At 54.5% G+C, this 16,280-nt stretch carries 15 protein-coding genes; 5 read left to right on the forward strand and 10 right to left on the reverse strand.

Translation table 11 applies throughout. The features are described 5' to 3' along the window. Positions 1-69 precede the first annotated feature (69 nt). From psiF to IM303_RS18660, 4 genes are all read right to left on the reverse strand, one after another. Entirely contained in the window at positions 70-390 is a 321-nt protein-coding gene (psiF, locus tag IM303_RS18645; RefSeq protein WP_041911105.1) for a phosphate starvation-inducible protein PsiF, read from the reverse strand. 275 nt (positions 391-665) lie between these two features. Beyond that, positions 666-926, reverse strand: a complete 261-nt coding sequence (gene iraP, locus IM303_RS18650) for an anti-adapter protein IraP (RefSeq protein WP_049001853.1) — start codon at positions 924-926, stop codon at positions 666-668. A 211-nt stretch (positions 927-1,137) separates the two neighbouring features. Beyond that, on the reverse strand, positions 1,138-2,352 hold the full coding sequence (locus tag IM303_RS18655; RefSeq protein ID WP_049001852.1) for a multidrug efflux MFS transporter: 1,215 nt from the start codon (positions 2,350-2,352) through the stop codon (positions 1,138-1,140). Positions 2,353-2,520: 168 nt separating this feature from the next. Continuing rightward, entirely contained in the window at positions 2,521-3,204 is a 684-nt protein-coding gene (locus IM303_RS18660; RefSeq protein ID WP_049001850.1) for an extensin family protein, read from the reverse strand. A gap of 103 nt (positions 3,205-3,307) precedes the next feature. On the opposite strand from IM303_RS18660, the gene ddlA reads away from it, so the two are divergent. Then, positions 3,308-4,408, forward strand: coding sequence for a D-alanine--D-alanine ligase (ddlA, locus tag IM303_RS18665; RefSeq protein ID WP_049001847.1), 1,101 nt, complete (start codon positions 3,308-3,310; stop codon positions 4,406-4,408). On the opposite strand, the gene IM303_RS18670 is transcribed toward ddlA, so the two are convergent. Beyond that, the gene (locus tag IM303_RS18670) at positions 4,405-4,635 is read right to left on the reverse strand and encodes a DUF2754 domain-containing protein (protein ID WP_028012119.1); all 231 of its coding nucleotides are present in this window, start codon (positions 4,633-4,635) and stop codon (positions 4,405-4,407) included. The genes ddlA and IM303_RS18670 overlap by 4 nt on opposite strands. 249 nt (positions 4,636-4,884) lie before the next feature. Between IM303_RS18670 and IM303_RS18675 the strand changes: the two genes are divergently transcribed. Beyond that, positions 4,885-5,184: a DUF2755 family protein gene (locus IM303_RS18675; protein ID WP_014882725.1), complete on the forward strand. Its 300-nt coding sequence runs from the start codon at positions 4,885-4,887 to the stop codon at positions 5,182-5,184. Here the strand turns inward: IM303_RS18675 and IM303_RS18680 are convergent. From IM303_RS18680 to IM303_RS18690, 3 genes are all read right to left on the reverse strand, one after another. Further along, complete coding sequence (locus IM303_RS18680; protein ID WP_049001844.1) at positions 5,181-6,278, reverse strand: DUF1615 domain-containing protein; 1,098 nt, start codon at positions 6,276-6,278, stop codon at positions 5,181-5,183. The two genes, IM303_RS18675 and IM303_RS18680, sit on opposite strands and share 4 nt — an antisense overlap. A 14-nt stretch (positions 6,279-6,292) precedes the next feature. Then, positions 6,293-7,513, reverse strand: a complete 1,221-nt coding sequence (gene sbmA / locus IM303_RS18685; RefSeq protein ID WP_028012117.1) for a peptide antibiotic transporter SbmA — start codon at positions 7,511-7,513, stop codon at positions 6,293-6,295. A gap of 114 nt (positions 7,514-7,627) precedes the next feature. Next, positions 7,628-8,161 carry an isochorismatase family protein gene (locus IM303_RS18690; protein WP_041911110.1) on the reverse strand — a complete coding sequence of 178 codons (534 nt, stop codon included), beginning with the start codon at positions 8,159-8,161 and terminating at the stop codon, positions 7,628-7,630. A 204-nt stretch (positions 8,162-8,365) separates the two neighbouring features. Here IM303_RS18690 and ampH point away from each other — a divergent pair, with 204 nt between their 5' ends. Continuing rightward, positions 8,366-9,526 (forward strand): D-alanyl-D-alanine-carboxypeptidase/endopeptidase AmpH, encoded by a 1,161-nt coding sequence (gene ampH / locus IM303_RS18695; protein ID WP_041911111.1) that lies wholly within the window; start codon positions 8,366-8,368, stop codon positions 9,524-9,526. Positions 9,527-9,528: 2 nt separating this feature from the next. Here the strand turns inward: ampH and IM303_RS18700 are convergent, their stop codons facing one another. Beyond that, on the reverse strand, positions 9,529-10,155 hold the full coding sequence (locus tag IM303_RS18700) for a helix-turn-helix domain-containing protein (RefSeq protein WP_049001841.1): 627 nt from the start codon (positions 10,153-10,155) through the stop codon (positions 9,529-9,531). 89 nt (positions 10,156-10,244) lie between these two features. Beyond that, complete coding sequence (locus IM303_RS18705; RefSeq protein ID WP_049001839.1) at positions 10,245-13,019, reverse strand: autotransporter outer membrane beta-barrel domain-containing protein; 2,775 nt, start codon at positions 13,017-13,019, stop codon at positions 10,245-10,247. A gap of 445 nt (positions 13,020-13,464) precedes the next feature. Between IM303_RS18705 and hemB the strand changes: the two genes are divergently transcribed. Both hemB and IM303_RS18715 read left to right on the forward strand, forming a co-directional pair. Continuing rightward, positions 13,465-14,439, forward strand: coding sequence for a porphobilinogen synthase (hemB, locus tag IM303_RS18710; protein ID WP_028012112.1), 975 nt, complete (start codon positions 13,465-13,467; stop codon positions 14,437-14,439). Between the two features lie 72 nt (positions 14,440-14,511). After that, entirely contained in the window at positions 14,512-16,212 is a 1,701-nt protein-coding gene (locus tag IM303_RS18715; protein ID WP_049001837.1) for a lysophospholipid acyltransferase family protein, read from the forward strand. The last annotated feature ends 68 nt before the right edge of the window (positions 16,213-16,280 follow it).

Consider the following 16,280-nt stretch of genomic DNA (forward strand, 5'->3'; position numbering starts at 1 on the left):
ATAGAGAGGGGGACTGCGGGGAAAGTATGAAATTTCGGGTGAGCCGCCGGAGCCGCTCACCCGTTAGAACTACACTTTTTTCTTCAGGCAGGCACTCATGAACTTGCTGCGATCGTCGCCCTTGAGGGACTGTTCGGTTGCTTTGGCATTACACTCGCGCATTTTTTGCTGCTGCGGCGTCAGGCTTTTTTCGCCGGGTTTCGCGGCGCCGTTTTTCAGGCAGTCGCTCATGTAGGTTTTACGTGCATCCCCCTTCAGACTCTGGGACGTCGCCTGTTGATTACAGGTGGTCATGCGTTGCTGTTGCGGCGTTAATGTTTTTTCTTCCGCGTTCGCCGAGGAGATCAGGAACAGGCCGGAGAGCAGAGTAACCAGTAATGTTGTTTTCATTGCACCATCCTTTTGTGAACATTCTCTGTAAGTCTGGTTCGTGACAGGAAAAAAACCACCCGGCAGATGTGATTTCCGCCGGGAATTTATCATTTCAGTTCCAGCGCGCAGGAATTGACGGTATCAGCATAAATAGCAGGGGTAATTAACAGGGAATGTAACGCGCTAAAAAGCGCGCTCTGTTTCAATTTATTTTCTTCATGTACAAATACAAAAATAAAACAGAGCGACTCCAGGCATCCTGCATGACAATCCTATGACATGTCAGTAACGGCTTAACTGCGCGGATGCCTCAACAGCTTCTTTACGTATTGCTGCAGCAACTCGGCATCTTGTGGCGGAACCTGCGTATCGGGCCGCGCCTTATCCAGCGCTCCTTCAATGCTTTCAATTAACGCCTGCTGATCCGATGTTGCCATCTGCCGCAGCAGCGCGGTGACAACTATTTCCAGCGCTTCGACCTGGGCGACCAGTTCTTTCGACTCCTCTTCCTTTTGTGCAAGCTTAACCAGCAACTCAGCAATGAGATTTTTCATCGTGCTATTTCCTTATGGGATTTCCTCTGAAATTAACACCAGGAATGAAATATGCAAAGCGGAGAAAAGTATTATCTTATGCAAAAGTGACATTGCCGCCAAATTAGCGCAGCGATCTTTTCAGCGAAACGTTTTTCTATAAAAAAAACGCCGCATTTTGTTATATAAAAATGCGGCTACCATAAGAATATATAATACATCAGCGAAAAGGTTATTTCGCTGATTTCGCTTCCGCTATTTTTCTGCGGCGACGCAGGGCAATAGCCAGCTGGATAATATTGATTAAAACGACAATCGCCGTCGCGGCAAATACCCAGCGAAAACCCGCCATTGCAGAAACGGACGCACCAATAAGCGGACCGGCGACGTTGCCTAAATACATAAACGACTGGTTATAGCCAAAAATACGCCCCGTGACCTGGTCGCTGGAATATTTGACCAGCAATGTCTGTACGGCGGGCAACATAGCGCCATCCGCAAAGCCGAGTAAAAACCGCAGCACGCCCAGCTGAAGCGGAGAGGTAACAAACGACATGGCGAAAAAGAGCACCACCGCAAAAATCAGCGTCGCCATCAGGATGCGCGCCGTGCCGATCCTGTCGCCCAGTTTTCCCAGACGCGGGGCAGAGATCAGCGCGGAGACGCCCGGCACGGCGGCAATCATGCCGCTGAGAAAGGCGATATTGTTGCTGTCCGGCTCCATTGACTTGATAAACAGCGCCAGAATCGGGCCGACCGAACCGTTGCAGAGCTGGATCACCATGGTGGTGACAAACAGGCTAATTACGAGTCCCGGGTATGGCAGCGAGGCGAAGACGGCCTTGCCGCTCAGGCGCTCAGATTTACTGATAACGGGGCGGCCCCCCTCTTTGATAAGAAAGAGCGTAACCAGAAAGCTGATCACCAGCAGGATTGCGGTGATGATGAATACCGCGCGCAGACCGACATGGTCAGCCAGAAAGCCTCCCAGCAGCGGGCCGCCGATAACGCCGCTGATCTGGGCGGTGGAGAGCGTACTCAGCGCCCAGCCGCTGCGCTCGCGCGGCACCTGAGAGGCAACCAGCGCCATGGCGTTGGGAATATACCCAGACGTCAGCCCCATCACCGCCCGCAGGAAAAACAGCTGCCAGACGTTGGTGGCGAAGGCCTGGAGCAGAATAGCAATCGCCATCCCGAGGGAGGCGCGCAGCAGCATCAGCTTGCGCCCTTTCCGATCCGCCAGGCTGCCCCACATCGGTGACACAATGGCGGAGACCAGAAACGTGACGCTGAACGTCAGCCCGGACCACATGGACAGCGCTTCGTGGGAGCTGACCCCCAGCTGTGACACGTACAGCGGCAGGAACGGCAGGATCTGGCTGATGGCAAGCCCGGTGAAGAAGCAGCCGAACCAGACCGAGATGAGATTAACTTTCCAGGATTCCATACAGAAATAGTCTTCATTTTTAGGCGAATTCGCCGTCAGATTAGCAAGTTACGCGCCTTAACGTCGCACCAGAGATGCGGCCTCGCTGACTTTGGTGTTTTATCTTCCCAGTCATCATATTTGTGAAATAAGTCACAATTCATCCATTTTCTGGCGGAAGATTATGCTTCAGCGGCAGAGACCAAAGCCGCGCATTCCCATATGAAAATGGCTGGCGTGCGCCGCGTTATATTCCGGCCCAAGACCGTTTCCGTAGTAACCGCAGCTTGCCGCCAGCAGAGCCTTCAGCCAGGGCTGCGTTTTTGCCGATTTCCAGCCGTTAAGTACCGTAACGCGCTCTCCGTTCGCCAGCCGAAAAGCGGCGATATCCAGCGCCTCTGCCGTGGCGTGCTCGCTGCGCCGCGCATCGGGCCGGTGGTAGATATTGCGGCAGGCAAAGCTGCCGAGGTGCTCAATGCGCGTCAGTTCACTGCCGGTAAAGCGTTTAGTCAGGGGCCGGGCCTGCTGGCTGACAAACAGGGCTGAGCTGAGCGCCAGCGGACAGCTGGCAAGAAAACTGCCGTTCAGGCTCACCGGGCCAAAATCACGCACGCGCACGACGTTGTTCAGCGGGCATTCCCCGCCGCTGTCAGCGACCGCCTGGGTGCGGATCAGTTTTTTTTGATTAGCCTGCGCTAACAGGCTCGCGCAGGCTTCGGGCGTTAAGCGCCGCAGCTTATACTGGGTAATGCGGCCAGGCGGGTCGTCCAGGTTCAGCGGCGTGAAAGGGTTGTAGTAAGACGGCAGCCAGCGATAGCCCGCCGTTGCGATTGCCCCAAGGATGAAAATGGTCAGCAGCGTTTTTCCTTTCACTCTCCCCCCTCACTGTTCCCCAAAACATTATGGCAGAAGGCCGCGAAACCCGCAGGGCATCGTGGTATGTTATTGGCTTTTCGTCAGACTGGAAGAGAGTGAGATGGCAAAGCAGCGCGTAGGTATTGTCTTTGGGGGAAAATCAGCGGAGCACGAGGTGTCATTGCAATCGGCTAAAAATATCGTCGATGCGATCGATAAAAGCCGTTTCGACGTGGTGCTGTTGGGCATTGATAAACAGGGCCAGTGGCATGTTAACGATGCCAGCCAGTATCTGCTGAATGCCCACGATCCGGCACACATCGCCCTTAATCCTTCGGAAATTAGCGTCGCCACCGTACCCGGCGTCGTGAAGGGTCAGCTCATCGACGCAGGCAACGCGCAGGCTCTCGCCCAGATCGACGTAGTCTTCCCCATCGTGCACGGCACCCTCGGCGAAGACGGTTCCCTGCAGGGAATGTTACGCATGGCCAACCTGCCGTTCGTGGGCTCGGACGTGCTGGGCTCCGCCGCCTGCATGGACAAAGACGTCACCAAACGCCTGCTGCGCGATGCCGGGCTGAATATCGCGCCGTTCGTGACGCTCACCCGCGCCAACCGCGACAAGCACAGCTTCGCGCAAATTAGCGCTGAACTGGGTCTGCCGCTGTTTGTGAAGCCAGCCAACCAGGGCTCCTCCGTGGGCGTCAGCAAAGTCACCACCGAAACAGAGTTCACGCAAGCCGTCCGTCTGGCGTTCGAGTTCGACCATAAAGTGGTGGTTGAGCAGGGGATCAAAGGCCGCGAAATTGAGTGCGCGGTGCTGGGCAACGATTTCCCACAGGCCAGCACCTGCGGTGAAGTGGTCTTAAACAGCGACTTCTACTCGTACGACACCAAATATATTGATGATAAAGGCGCCCAGGTTGTTGTTCCTGCGGATATCGATCCGGCCATTAACGATAAGATCCGGGCGATCGCCATTGAGGCCTATCAGACGCTCGGCTGCAGCGGCATGGCACGCGTGGACGTGTTCCTGACGCCGGAGAACGAGGTGGTGATCAATGAAATCAACACGCTGCCGGGTTTCACCAATATCAGCATGTATCCAAAACTGTGGCAGGCCAGCGGGCTTGGCTACTCTGAGCTGATCACCCGCCTGATCGAGCTGGCGCTGGAGCGTCATGCCGCCGACAGCGCTCTGAAAAGTTCCGTTAACGGCTAATCGGCACCCTTAGCCGTCTCCTCCGCTGTCGTCTCTTCCGGACGGCGGCGGATTATCAGCCCTGCCAGCCAGAAACTGATTACCCAGGTCACCAGGCCCACGGCATAGGTTTGCCAGCCTTTTGCTTCAAATCCCAACAGCCCCACGACGCCGTTAAGAATAAAGATCAGCCCGATAGCAAAGGCGTAGTAGTGCCAGTCACGGCGAAGTTTGGACGTGAGCTTCATAACAACTCCGGCAGGAAAAAAAGACATCCTCTCACAGTTTCACCGCCAGGTCTGTGGCAGATGCGGAAATTCTGAAATGCGGTGCAGTTTCATTTAAGTTAACAAATTGTGACATGCTGCAGAAATCAACAATCCAGGAGAAATCCTGAGCGAAAATTACCACGATTCTGATATTGACAAATGCGATGACCTGTCAAACTCACCCCGTAAGACGCGTATTAAAACAGAGTGATATTTCGGGAGGTCAACATGGCTGACTTTACATTGTCGAAACCGATTTTTGGCGGCAAACCAAAAACCTCCACGGCGGGTAATATCGCGTATGCCCTGTTTGTCCTGTTCTGCTTCTGGGCTGGCTCCCAGCTGCTTAATATGCTGGTGCACGCGCCGGGCGTTTATGAACACCTGATGCAGGTGCAGGATAACGGACGCCCGCGGGTTGAAATCGGGTTTGGCGTGAGCACGCTGTTTGGCCTCGTTCCCTTCCTCGCGGGGTGTATGATTTTAGGCGTTGTCGCGCTCGTCCTGCGCTTTCGTCGTCGCCATTAAAGCCCCATACAGCGAGCCCGGCGATCGTCCACGCGTTTTGCGAACCAGGCGGTGGTCAGGTTACGCGTGATCTTCGGGCTTTCCAGCTGAATCCCCGGCAGAATTGCCCTCGGCAACGTTTTCCCACTCTTCTTATCGGCAAGCGCAAACACTTTCTTGTAGAGTTCCGTTTTCTCAAATGCCAGGCTGTCGCCTTTCTCAAGCTGACGGCGAATGTCGCTGTTGCTCATATCAAGCGTTGTCGATAATTTCCGGATCGCCCGCTCGGTGCTTCCCGCCTCGCTGCTGCCGTAGGCGATAAGATCGCCGTCCAGCGCCAGCTTGACGCCGCTTGCGCGGCTAACCGCGCTCTGAAACGCCGCGTTACGGCTGGCATACCAGCCCGCGTTAAAGTCTGCAAAGCGGTACAAGGGCTCGCTGTAGTTCGCCGGATAGTTCAGCAGATGATACGTGCCGAACCACAGCCCGCCGCGCAGGGAGAAGACCTCCTGACGCACCGTACCGTCAATTTCCCACGGGTAGCCGTCGGTATGCTTCTCGGCAAACGCAATGCTCACCTGCATCGGGCCGCCGGTGTGAACCGGGTTCAGTGAGCCAAACAGTTTCTGCCCCATCGGCACCATGTTAATGAAATCATCAAAGATGGCGCTGAGCTGTTTTTCGGTTTTCACCGTGTCCAGCCGCTCGCTGTAGCTTTTGCCGTTTGGCGAGGTGATTTTCAGCGCGGTATGCACGAGGAACACCGGGATATGCATCGATTCCGCGCGGCGGTCGATCTCTTTCCAGGCAATTTTGTTGAGACCCGGCACCACCGGGTCTGACTGGTACATCGACTCCTGCTGCGCCACCGCCAGCACCGAGCAGATATTCTCCTCGGTTGGGGCAATCTTCTGGCTTTCAAAGGTTTTTGCCAGCGCATCCGCCCACGCATTGCGATCCTTCACGCTGGCGGGCATTTTTTGCCGTACAACGCTTGCGACATCCACGGGCTTCTCGCCCTTTTTAAGCGGAGCAGCCCCTTTTTCGGCACAGCCCGCCAGAACGAGGGCAGCCAGCAAGGACAGCGGTAACGCACGCGGTACGGCAAAAGACATAGCAACTCCCTGTATTAGCTAAATGTGTTGGTGACTTCCTGCAGGTCCCGATCGTCCAGCTCATGTTCAAAGCTGCGCAGACGTTTGTAGATGGACATCAGCTCCACCAGCGTGGTCCAGGAGTTGATCAGATACTGGAACGAGTTTCTGACCTGATCGAACACGTTGGTAATCTGGGTCAGTAAGCCCAGCGTGATTGTTCCCGCAACAATAGACGGGAACAACAGGAATAGTCCAAAAACAGTATCGACCTGCAGATAGAAAATACGGGCAATATTGAAATACATGTAGTGGAAATAGAGCCGGAAATAGTTGAAACGGACGTTGCGGAACAGCTCTTTTATCGTCGGGGGCGCAGCGCGCGTTGGGTCGTCCTCTCCGTAGACCAGCTCCTTACGATAGGCCGCTTCCACACGCTGATTCTTAAACTCTAAGCCCGGCAGCTTAATCCCGACGACGGCAAGCAGGCCTGTGCCCATAAGCGACCAAATCAGCGCCGGGATGAGCAGGCCGTACGGTAAATGTCCGACAATCGGCAATGCTGAAATATGCGGAGAAAGCGCGACCAGAATCGGTAAGAACGCAAACAGTTTCAGGATGGCATTAAGCAGGCTGACGCCCATATCCTCAAGCGTTGACGCAAAACGCATGGTGTCTTCCTGAACACGCTGAGCAGCACCTTCAATATGGCGCAGACGCTCCCAGTGGGTCATGTAGAATTCGTTCATCGCCGTACGCCAGCGGAAGACGTAATGGCTGACGAAGAAATTATTCAGCACCGCCACGGTGACAGCGATCATGGCAATGCCCATAAAAATTTTTAACTGATTATAAAGCTCGCCAATTGGCACCCTGTTAGGGGCGCTCAGCGCTTTCTGGATGAGATCGTAGAACGGGGCATACCACGCGTTAATGGCTACGCTCACTTCGACCAGAAACCAGGTGACAAAAATAATCAGCGACGTTCCGAGAATGGACCACGTCTGCCAGCGATGAGGGGAATAATTAAACCAGAACAGCGCAAACAGCCCGACGCACAGCGCGTAATAGGCATAAAACAGCAGATAGCTGAACGACCAGAAGCGCGCCGCGCTAATCGGCACCTCGCCTGTCGCCCCCACGATGCGCGTCAGCCATGCACCGCCGCCCGCCAGCCAGAACACGACTGCGATCAGTGCCCAAATAAATGCCGACAGGAAAAAAGGCCCCGGCTTTGGGAAAAAAGACTTAAACATGATACTTCCTTCTTGTTGTTATGGTTGTTGCTGTGCTCAACACATTACCACACGAATACCTTGCCCGAGCCGGACCCCGGCTCGGGCAAAAAGGTCAGACCCGTGGGTTGATTATTAGTTCGCTTTCCAGTTTTCGAGAATTGTTTCGGTGCGTTTCACCGCGACAGGGTTCGCTGGCGCAATGAAGTTTCGCCAGACGTCGTTGTGGTGGTGAATCAGGATCTGTGCTTCGGCAGCCGGGCGGTTGGCGGTGGTGTGGGCATCTTCCGCCACGGTAATGTGGTAACCCCGGCTGACGCCATTCTTGACCGTGGCGTCAACGCAGTAATCGGTGGCGCAGCCGCAGATGACAAACTCGCGAATGCCCTGCTCGCGTAACAGCGCCTCAAGCCCGGTGTTATAGAAGGCATCGCAGGCGGTTTTGGTCACGTACAGCGCGCCGGCAGGTTGATGGAGTTCAGGCAGCAACGCAAACCCGTCACTTCCCTCTTCCAGCCCCCCGGCCTCGGCATGCTGAATAAAAATCACCGTGTCGGCAGCCTGCGTAAGCTGGTTGATCAGAGAGACACACGTCTCGCGCTGATGACGCGGGGTTTCAAACACCCCGTTCTGCATATCAACCACCATTACCACACGCTTTTCAGACATACCGTTCTCCGCAAGATTGAGTAACACTGGTGCCTATCATAAGCCCGATGTCACAAAATGGGAGAGCGCTCGCAGGGAAATTCTTCATATTTACCCATGGTTACGTTTTTCTCGCTATGGTTATGCTATTCGGGGCATTGCTCGGTGCCGATTAGTAGTATAAATACCCATTACTTTCCTCATTCACTTCATGGATGCTTTTCGTTGAAACGTTGTCTGCTCTCTTTTGCCGCGCTGTGTGCGGTGAGCTTCTCCACCGCCCAGGCAGCCCAGCCGCTGACGGCGCCCGTTTTGGCTTCCGATATTGCCGATCGCTACGCGAACCTTATCTATTACGGCAGCGGCGCGACAGGGATGGCAATGGTGGTCATCGACGGCAACCAGCGCGTTTTCCGCAGCTTTGGTGAAACGCGTCCAGGTAATAACGTTCGTCCGCAGCTGGATTCCGTTGTGCGCGTCGCGTCCTTAACCAAGCTGATGACCAGCGAAATGCTGGTGAAGTTGCTCGACCAGGGCGTGGTAAAGCTCGACGATCCGCTCAGCAAATACGCCCCGCCGGGTGCCCGCGTGCCGACGTATCAGGGCACGCCAATTCGCCTGGTGAACCTCGCGACGCACACCAGCGCTCTGCCGCGCGAGCAGCCGGGCGGCGCGGCGCACCGCGACGTTTTTGTCTGGCCAACGCGCCAACAGCGCTGGAACTACCTGAGCACCGCCACGCTGAAATCCGCCCCGGGCTCGCAGGCCTCTTACTCGAACCTGGCGTTCGATCTGCTGGCGGATGCGCTTTCAACGGCGGCGGGCAAACCTTACCCGCAGCTTTTTGAAGAGCAGATCACGCGTCCGCTGGGCATGAAAGACACCACCTTTACCCCTTCCCCGGACCAGTGCAAACGCCTGATGGTGGCAGAGAAAGGCGCAAGCCCCTGTAACAACACGCTGGCGGCCGTGGGCAGCGGCGGGGTCTATTCCACCCCTGGCGACATGATGCGCTGGATGCAGCAGTTCCTTTCTTCGGATTTTTACTCCCGCAGCAGCCAGGCCGATCGTATGCAGACCCTTATCTATCAGCGTACTCAGCTGCATCGCGTCATCGGGATGGACGTGCCGGGTAAAGCCGATGCGCTCGGCCTGGGCTGGGTCTATATGGCGCCGAAAAATGGCCGTCCGGGCATCATTCAGAAAACCGGCGGCGGCGGCGGATTCATTACCTACATGGCAATGATTCCGCAGTCCAACGTGGGCGCGTTTGTGGTGGTCACCCGTTCTCCGAACACGCGCTTCGTTAATATGAGTGACGGCATCAATAACCTGGTGGCCGAACTGAGCGCCAATAAAGCCCAGGTGCTTACTGCGTCTAACTGATCTTAATATTCCGTGGGCAAGCGGTTGATGCTGACCAGCTTGCCCCGGCTCATATTGATGTAGTTCCCCTGACGCAGCGCAGCCAGGACTTCTGCAACGACCGAACGTGAAATACGTGTGCTACGCTGAATATGATTCATAACGCCAATTTTTGAGCGCAGCGAGTCATCCCACTCGGCCATATTGATCAACATCGCCCGGATCTGACTATAAGAGTTATTTCCCACCAGCTGCAGGTCACGCTTGCCCAGAATATGGTTAATCCATGACACCCAGCAGAAAGCATCCTGCCAGAGATGATTTTGCTGAATAAGTTGACGCGTGGCAGAGGCCGGTAAATAAAATCCAGAACAGGTTGTGTGTGTCATCATGGAATATTCCAGATAACTATCATTTATCCATGCATTCAAACCATAGATAAAAGGTGCCTGCGCAATGCCCATCAGAAGTTCATCAGATTTACGATGGATAGCAGTAAGACCAGACTGTATTATAAAAGTAAATGGCTCATCATCATTATTGCCGGTTGTTATTAATTGCTGTGGTTCGATCTTAAAGGGGGTACCGGCGACTTCCAGACATTTTGCGAGCCGGCTTAATTCAGAAAGTGGTTTCGCATTAACGTTCATGCATACCTCAAAGCATCTGTATCTGTCGGTTCTTTATTATTTTTAAACCATATAAAAAAGCGGGGGAAAATATCCCCCGCGCTTTCTATTTACCAGGTATATTTCACACCCAGGTTTGCTCCCCAGTTCTGGTCAACGTCGCCGCCGCCCAGATAAGTCGCATCGGTGTAAGCACTGAAGTTTTTGGTGAAGCTGAACTGGGTGCCCAGCCCCACGCGAACCGCAGAGCCTTCGACGCCGTTATCAATGCTGTCAGAGTTGATATCAGCATTATTGTCAGCATCGTCATAGACGTAAGCCAGCTTGAAGTACGGGGTCAGAGCCTGTTCGCCGCCGTAGTTGAAGGTATAACCCGCATCCAGGCCAAGTTCATAACGCATGCTGTCGTAAGACTGACCATCGATACGCATGTCGTTGCTCAGCTGGTAGTCGTCGCCTGACTGGAACAGGCCGGAAATCGCCGCATAAGGGGTGATATAGCCTGAGAGGTTTGGTTTCCAGTCATAGCCCAGCTTCATCCCGAAGCCAACAGCGTCAGAGGTGGTGTCACCGTCAACATACTGACCGTTGCTCATGGTTGCAGAGAGGTCATTGTTAAAGCGGGTGTAGTTCAGTGAGCTGTCGAGGAAGACGTTGTTCGCAAACGTCGCAGACGCGTAGATCATCGCAGTCTGGCTGTCCTGATCGACCTGACCCGTACGATCGCTGATATCGCCTTTCGCAAAACCAGCTGCACCACCGACGATCCACTTCGCATTATTACCGTCAATCTGCGTGTCCAGACCGACCATAATGCCGCTTACGTCCTGATCGTAGCTGACGGTGCCGTTATCCGCGTCAAAATTGCCGCCGAAATAGCTCACCCACGCTCCGCCGTTGTCTGCCAGGCCATGACGGCTGTTGGTCAGACGCGTACCCACGGTATCCTGCTGGAGATTCCAGATATTGGTGTTGGCAGAAGGAATGCTCAGCGCCATGTTGGCGTAGTCAGTCAGCTCTTTCTGCTGGAGAACAACGGTGTCACCCTCCTGCTGCGCCTGATAGGTGTAAGCACCTAAATCAGCTTTGTTTGCAGCAGTAAAGCTGGCTGCGGTATCCGCGTTATTGTCGTAGACGCGAACGATCTCTTTGTTTTTGTAGTCGGCAACTGAACCAGCGCCGGTTGCATCGTCGATGCGCACCTTGTAGTTACCGGCAACGTCACCGTTCACCGCCAGATGGCCGTCGGAGTTCAGCGCGACAACACCGTAGTCATACTCCGCGTTGTAGCGATCGTTGGTGATATAGCGTGCGTTGTTCAGATCGCTGTTCAGCACATAATCGCGGCTGGCAACGTTGAGCACGCCGCCATCGGTCAGTACCATATTGTGCGTATCAACCTGACCCAGACCCAGCGCCAGCTCGGCACCGTTGTCTACGGTAATGGTGTTGGCATACAGCTCTGCTGTCTCTTCAGTCAGTGCCGCACGGCTATAGCTGTCCAGATACAGGCTGTCGGTTGCCACGGCTCCGCTGTCGCCAATATTCATGGTTGAAGCATTGGTCAGGGTGATTGAATCCGCCAGCAGGCCGGAGTTTTCAACATTGACCTGAGACTGGTTGTTCACCGTCAGCGCATCAATGTTGGAGACCTTGCGGGTATCCCACTCGGAACCGTTATCCAGCGCCACATTGAACAGGCCGCTTTGGTACACCTCTTCACCGGCAACGTGACCGTTGCTGTCGAAGGTAGAATCAGGCCAGATGCTGTTCGGGGACAGAGCGTGCCAGTCAACGTTGCTGTAGCCCTGGCCATACATCTGCGCAGTGCCGATAGCTTCAACGCTGGACTGCGCTGCACCGACCCACTTACTGCCGTTAGTCAGCGTAACATCCAGTGTATCGGTACCGTCCCAGCCGTTGGTGGTTGGGTTATAGACACCATCTTCAGTGGTATCCGTTGCCGGATCGCCATTCTCGTAGAAGTTGTTATCAAAGGTGCTGGAGAAAAGAATGTCACCCGTTACGGTAGAGTGATCGAAGGTAGCGGTGGTCTGCATGGCGTTATCAGACGCGCCGGCCGCAACGATCAACGCCGCATCATCCGCAGCCGAGGCGTTGGTTTCACCGTAGTCGCTCGGCTTCGCCGTTTGACCGTAGAACCCGTTGGTGCCCAGATCGCTGTACGCACCAGAGGTCAGCACGGAGTCTTTCACCACCAGCGTATCGGTAAAGACATTGCTGCTGTTAGCAACGCCTTCAACGCCGTCGTATGGTGTGTTATCCAGTTCCTGATAACCCTGCGTCAGCGTGATACCCGCGACGTGGGAGTTGTTCTGAATAACGATATCAGATTCAACGTCCAGGGTAATTGCGTTACCCAGACCATAGGTGTCCAGATAATGCGTTTCAGTATTCTCGCCATTGACGACATCATACGCGTAATGCTCGTAGGCATCGTTGATGGTGGAGTTATCAACGGTCAGGCTAAAACGATCGTACTGGGTATGACTGGTGCCGTCAGTATCCACGCCATCTGCACACGTCGTGGTCATACACTCTGACGTGATCATGCCGTTAATGGTGCTGTTAGAAATACTCAACGCGTTCGTACGGCCATTGACCCCATCATCCAGATAGTAAGTCGAAATAACACCGTTTACGGTTGATTTATTGATGACCGGATAAATGTCACCATCATGGGTGGCATCCGAGTAATCCCAATCTGCGTAGCCATAATACCACGGCGTAGATGCGGTATTATCATATCCAAAAGTATTATATGTCGTACCGGAAATATCTTTCGCATTAGCCTGAGAAGCGATAGCCAGCGTACAAGCTAATGCAAGTTGAGATACAACCAGTTTCTTTTTCCATGTTTGCATTGGGTCATCCCTCCTCAGGGACGTAAGCATGTTTGTCCGTAAATCAATTAGCAATGTTTAATTGCGGAGTGAATTATGCAGTTTCATTCAGAAAAGGTTCAATGAATGATTCATTTAAGTCCGTATCCAGACAAACAGCAGAAGTAAAACGAGAAAAAAGGAGCGCTAAATATAAATACTATAAAGAAAAATTCAAAATAAACAAAACAAGCAAAGGTGATATAAGTTTTATAAACAGATCATTTTTATTTATACATTCCCTTCGTAATAGAATTAACATCAATAATTCGAACCGACATTCCGCAGGATTAGTTAATTATATATATTTCACTGGCAATCATAGACAGGCCGCATTAATCGGTATCAAAATGCCCACTTTAGTAAAACACCTCACTTCACTTTGAGGTACACTAACCTTCTTTGTTCCACAAACATCAGGCATACCATGACCGATTTAATTGCACGTCCCCGCCGCCTGCGTAAGTCACCCGCACTGCGCGCTATGTTTGAAGAGACAACACTGACCTTAAACGATCTGGTGTTGCCGATTTTTGTTGAAGAAGAGATTGATGACTACAAAGCCATCGAAGCCATGCCGGGCGTGATGCGCATTCCTGAGAAGCATCTGGCCCGCGAGATTGAACGCATTGCCAACGCGGGGATCCGCTCGGTGATGACCTTCGGCATCTCCCACCATACCGACGCCACCGGCAGCGATGCATGGAAAGAGGATGGCCTCGTGGCCCGCATGTCCCGCATCTGCAAAGATACCGTGCCAGAAATGGTGGTCATGTCCGACACCTGCTTCTGCGAATACACCTCCCACGGGCACTGCGGCGTGCTGTGCGATCACGGCGTGGACAACGATGCCACCCTGCTGAACCTCGGCAAGCAGGCGGTCGTGGCTGCCGCTGCGGGTGCGGACTTCATCGCGCCGTCTGCGGCGATGGACGGACAGGTTCAGGCTATCCGTCAGGCGCTGGATGCGGCAGGCTTTACCGACACCGCCATCATGTCCTACTCCACCAAGTTTGCCTCCTCCTTCTACGGTCCGTTCCGTGAAGCAGCGGGTACGGCGCTGAAGGGCGATCGTAAGACCTACCAGATGAACCCGCTGAACCGCCGGGAAGCGATTCGTGAATCCCTGCTTGATGAAGCCCAGGGCGCAGACTGCCTGATGGTGAAACCTGCTGGCGCCTATCTCGATATTCTGCGCGACATTCGCGAGCGCACCGAACTGCCGCTGGGGGCATACCAGGTGAGCGGTGAATACGCGATGATCAAATTCGCCGCGCTGGCCGGTGCCATCGACGAAGAGAAAGTGATCCTCGAAAGCCTGGGCGCGATCAAACGCGCGGGCGCGGATCTGATCTTCAGCTACTTCGCGCTGGATCTGGCCGAGAAAAAAATCCTCCGCTAATCTTCACCAAACTGCAATACAACCGACATCTGCTCCTTCTACTGTCTTCGCAAGACGGCAGGAGGAGTAATCATGTTTAGCCTCGATAGCGTTCTCGACGATCTTTGGCCTCAGGCGAGGCCTGCACCCTGGCAAAAAAGTCTGTTAAAAAGGCTGTTTTACGAAGAAGAATTCCAGCAGTTTGCCGCCGCTCACCGCCACCTGAAAGGACTGGATATGGTGGAGCAAGTTCTGGAGCACCTTGATATTCTCTGCACCGTTTCCGCCCGCGATCTCGAACAAATCCCCGAACATGGCCCACTGGTTATTATTGCCAACCACCCGACAGGCACGCTGGACGGGCTGGCGCTGATGTACGCCGTCTCTCGCGTGCGGCGCGACGTTAAAGTCGTGACCAACCGGATGCTGACCCACCTTGAGCCTCTCAGTTCGCTGTTTATTCCGGTGGACAATATGGGCGGCAGGACGGCGAAATCGTCTCTGGTTCAGATGGAGCAGCACCTGCAAAACGCGGGCGTGCTGATCTTCTTCCCGGCGGGTGAAGTTTCACGCCCCACGCGCAAAGGCATTCGCGATAAAAAATGGCACTCCGGCTTTATCAAACTCGCCAGCAAGCTGCGCGCCCCGCTGCTGCCGGTGCATATTCAGGCGCATAACAGCCTGCTCTTTTATGCCAGCACGCTGGTGTCGCCGACATTGTCGATGCTGCTGCTAATGCAGCAGATGTTCCGCCGCCGTCACAGCCAGCTGCCGATTAAAATCGGCCAGCAAATCGCCTGGCATCACTGGCATAGCGCCACGCTTTCGTCACGTGAGATGGCCGAGCAGTGCCGTCAGCACGTGATGCGTCTTGGCAAGGGATTGCCTGGCGTCTTCAAAACCCAGTGCGCCATTGCTCGGCCGGAAGACCGGGCCACCCTGAAACGCGAGCTGGCGCAGGCGGAGTGTCTGGGTAAAACCAGCGACGGTAAAACCATCTACCTGTGGCAGCGCAACGGGCAGGAAGAGGCGCCTCTTCTGCGCGAACTGGGCCGCCTGCGCGAGATTGCGTTTCGCGCGGTGGAGGAAGGGAGCGGTAAACGCCGGGACACCGACAGCTACGATGACGATTATCTGCACCTGATCCTCTGGGATGAAGAGGATCTGGAGATCGTCGGGGCGTATCGCTTTATGCCGACGGCCATGCAGATCGAAAAACGCGGCGTTGAAGGTCTGTACAGCTACAGCCTGTTCCACTACGACGACAAAATGCATGACGTGCTTGAGCACGGCATTGAGCTTGGGCGCAGCTTTATTCAGCCGCGCTACTGGGGGCGTCGAGGTCTGGACTATTTATGGTCCGGCATCGGGGCTTACCTGGCGCGTTACCCACATTATCGCTACCTGTTTGGCCCCGTCTCCATCTCCGGCGGCTTACCGCCTGCGGCACGGGATCTGCTGGTCGCCTTTTACCGCCTGTGGTTCCCGGCGACGCATCCGCTAGCCGCGTCACGTCAGCCATATCCGGCATCCTTACCGGACGTGCTGGCACAGTTTGGCGGCGTGGATTACGTGGACGATCTGACGAAGCTGAAATCCCTGCTCGGCAATCTGGGCTGCGGCATACCGCCGCTGTATAAACAGTATTCCGAGCTATGCGAGCCCGGCGGCGTGCAGTTTATTGATTTTGGCAGCGACCCGGCGTTCAACAATTGCGTAGACGGTCTGGTGCTGGTGGATTTGTGCTACCTGAAGGCGAACCGCTATCAGCGGTATATTGAGGCGCACCTTTAATTGGCCGGCAATTGTGCACCGTTTTCGCCGGGTAGCGCTGCGCTTACCCGGCCTACGGGTACTACAGG

It is taken from the genome of Enterobacter cloacae complex sp. P38RS, assembly GCF_014930775.1.
Lineage (GTDB): Bacteria > Pseudomonadota > Gammaproteobacteria > Enterobacterales > Enterobacteriaceae > Enterobacter > Enterobacter bugandensis.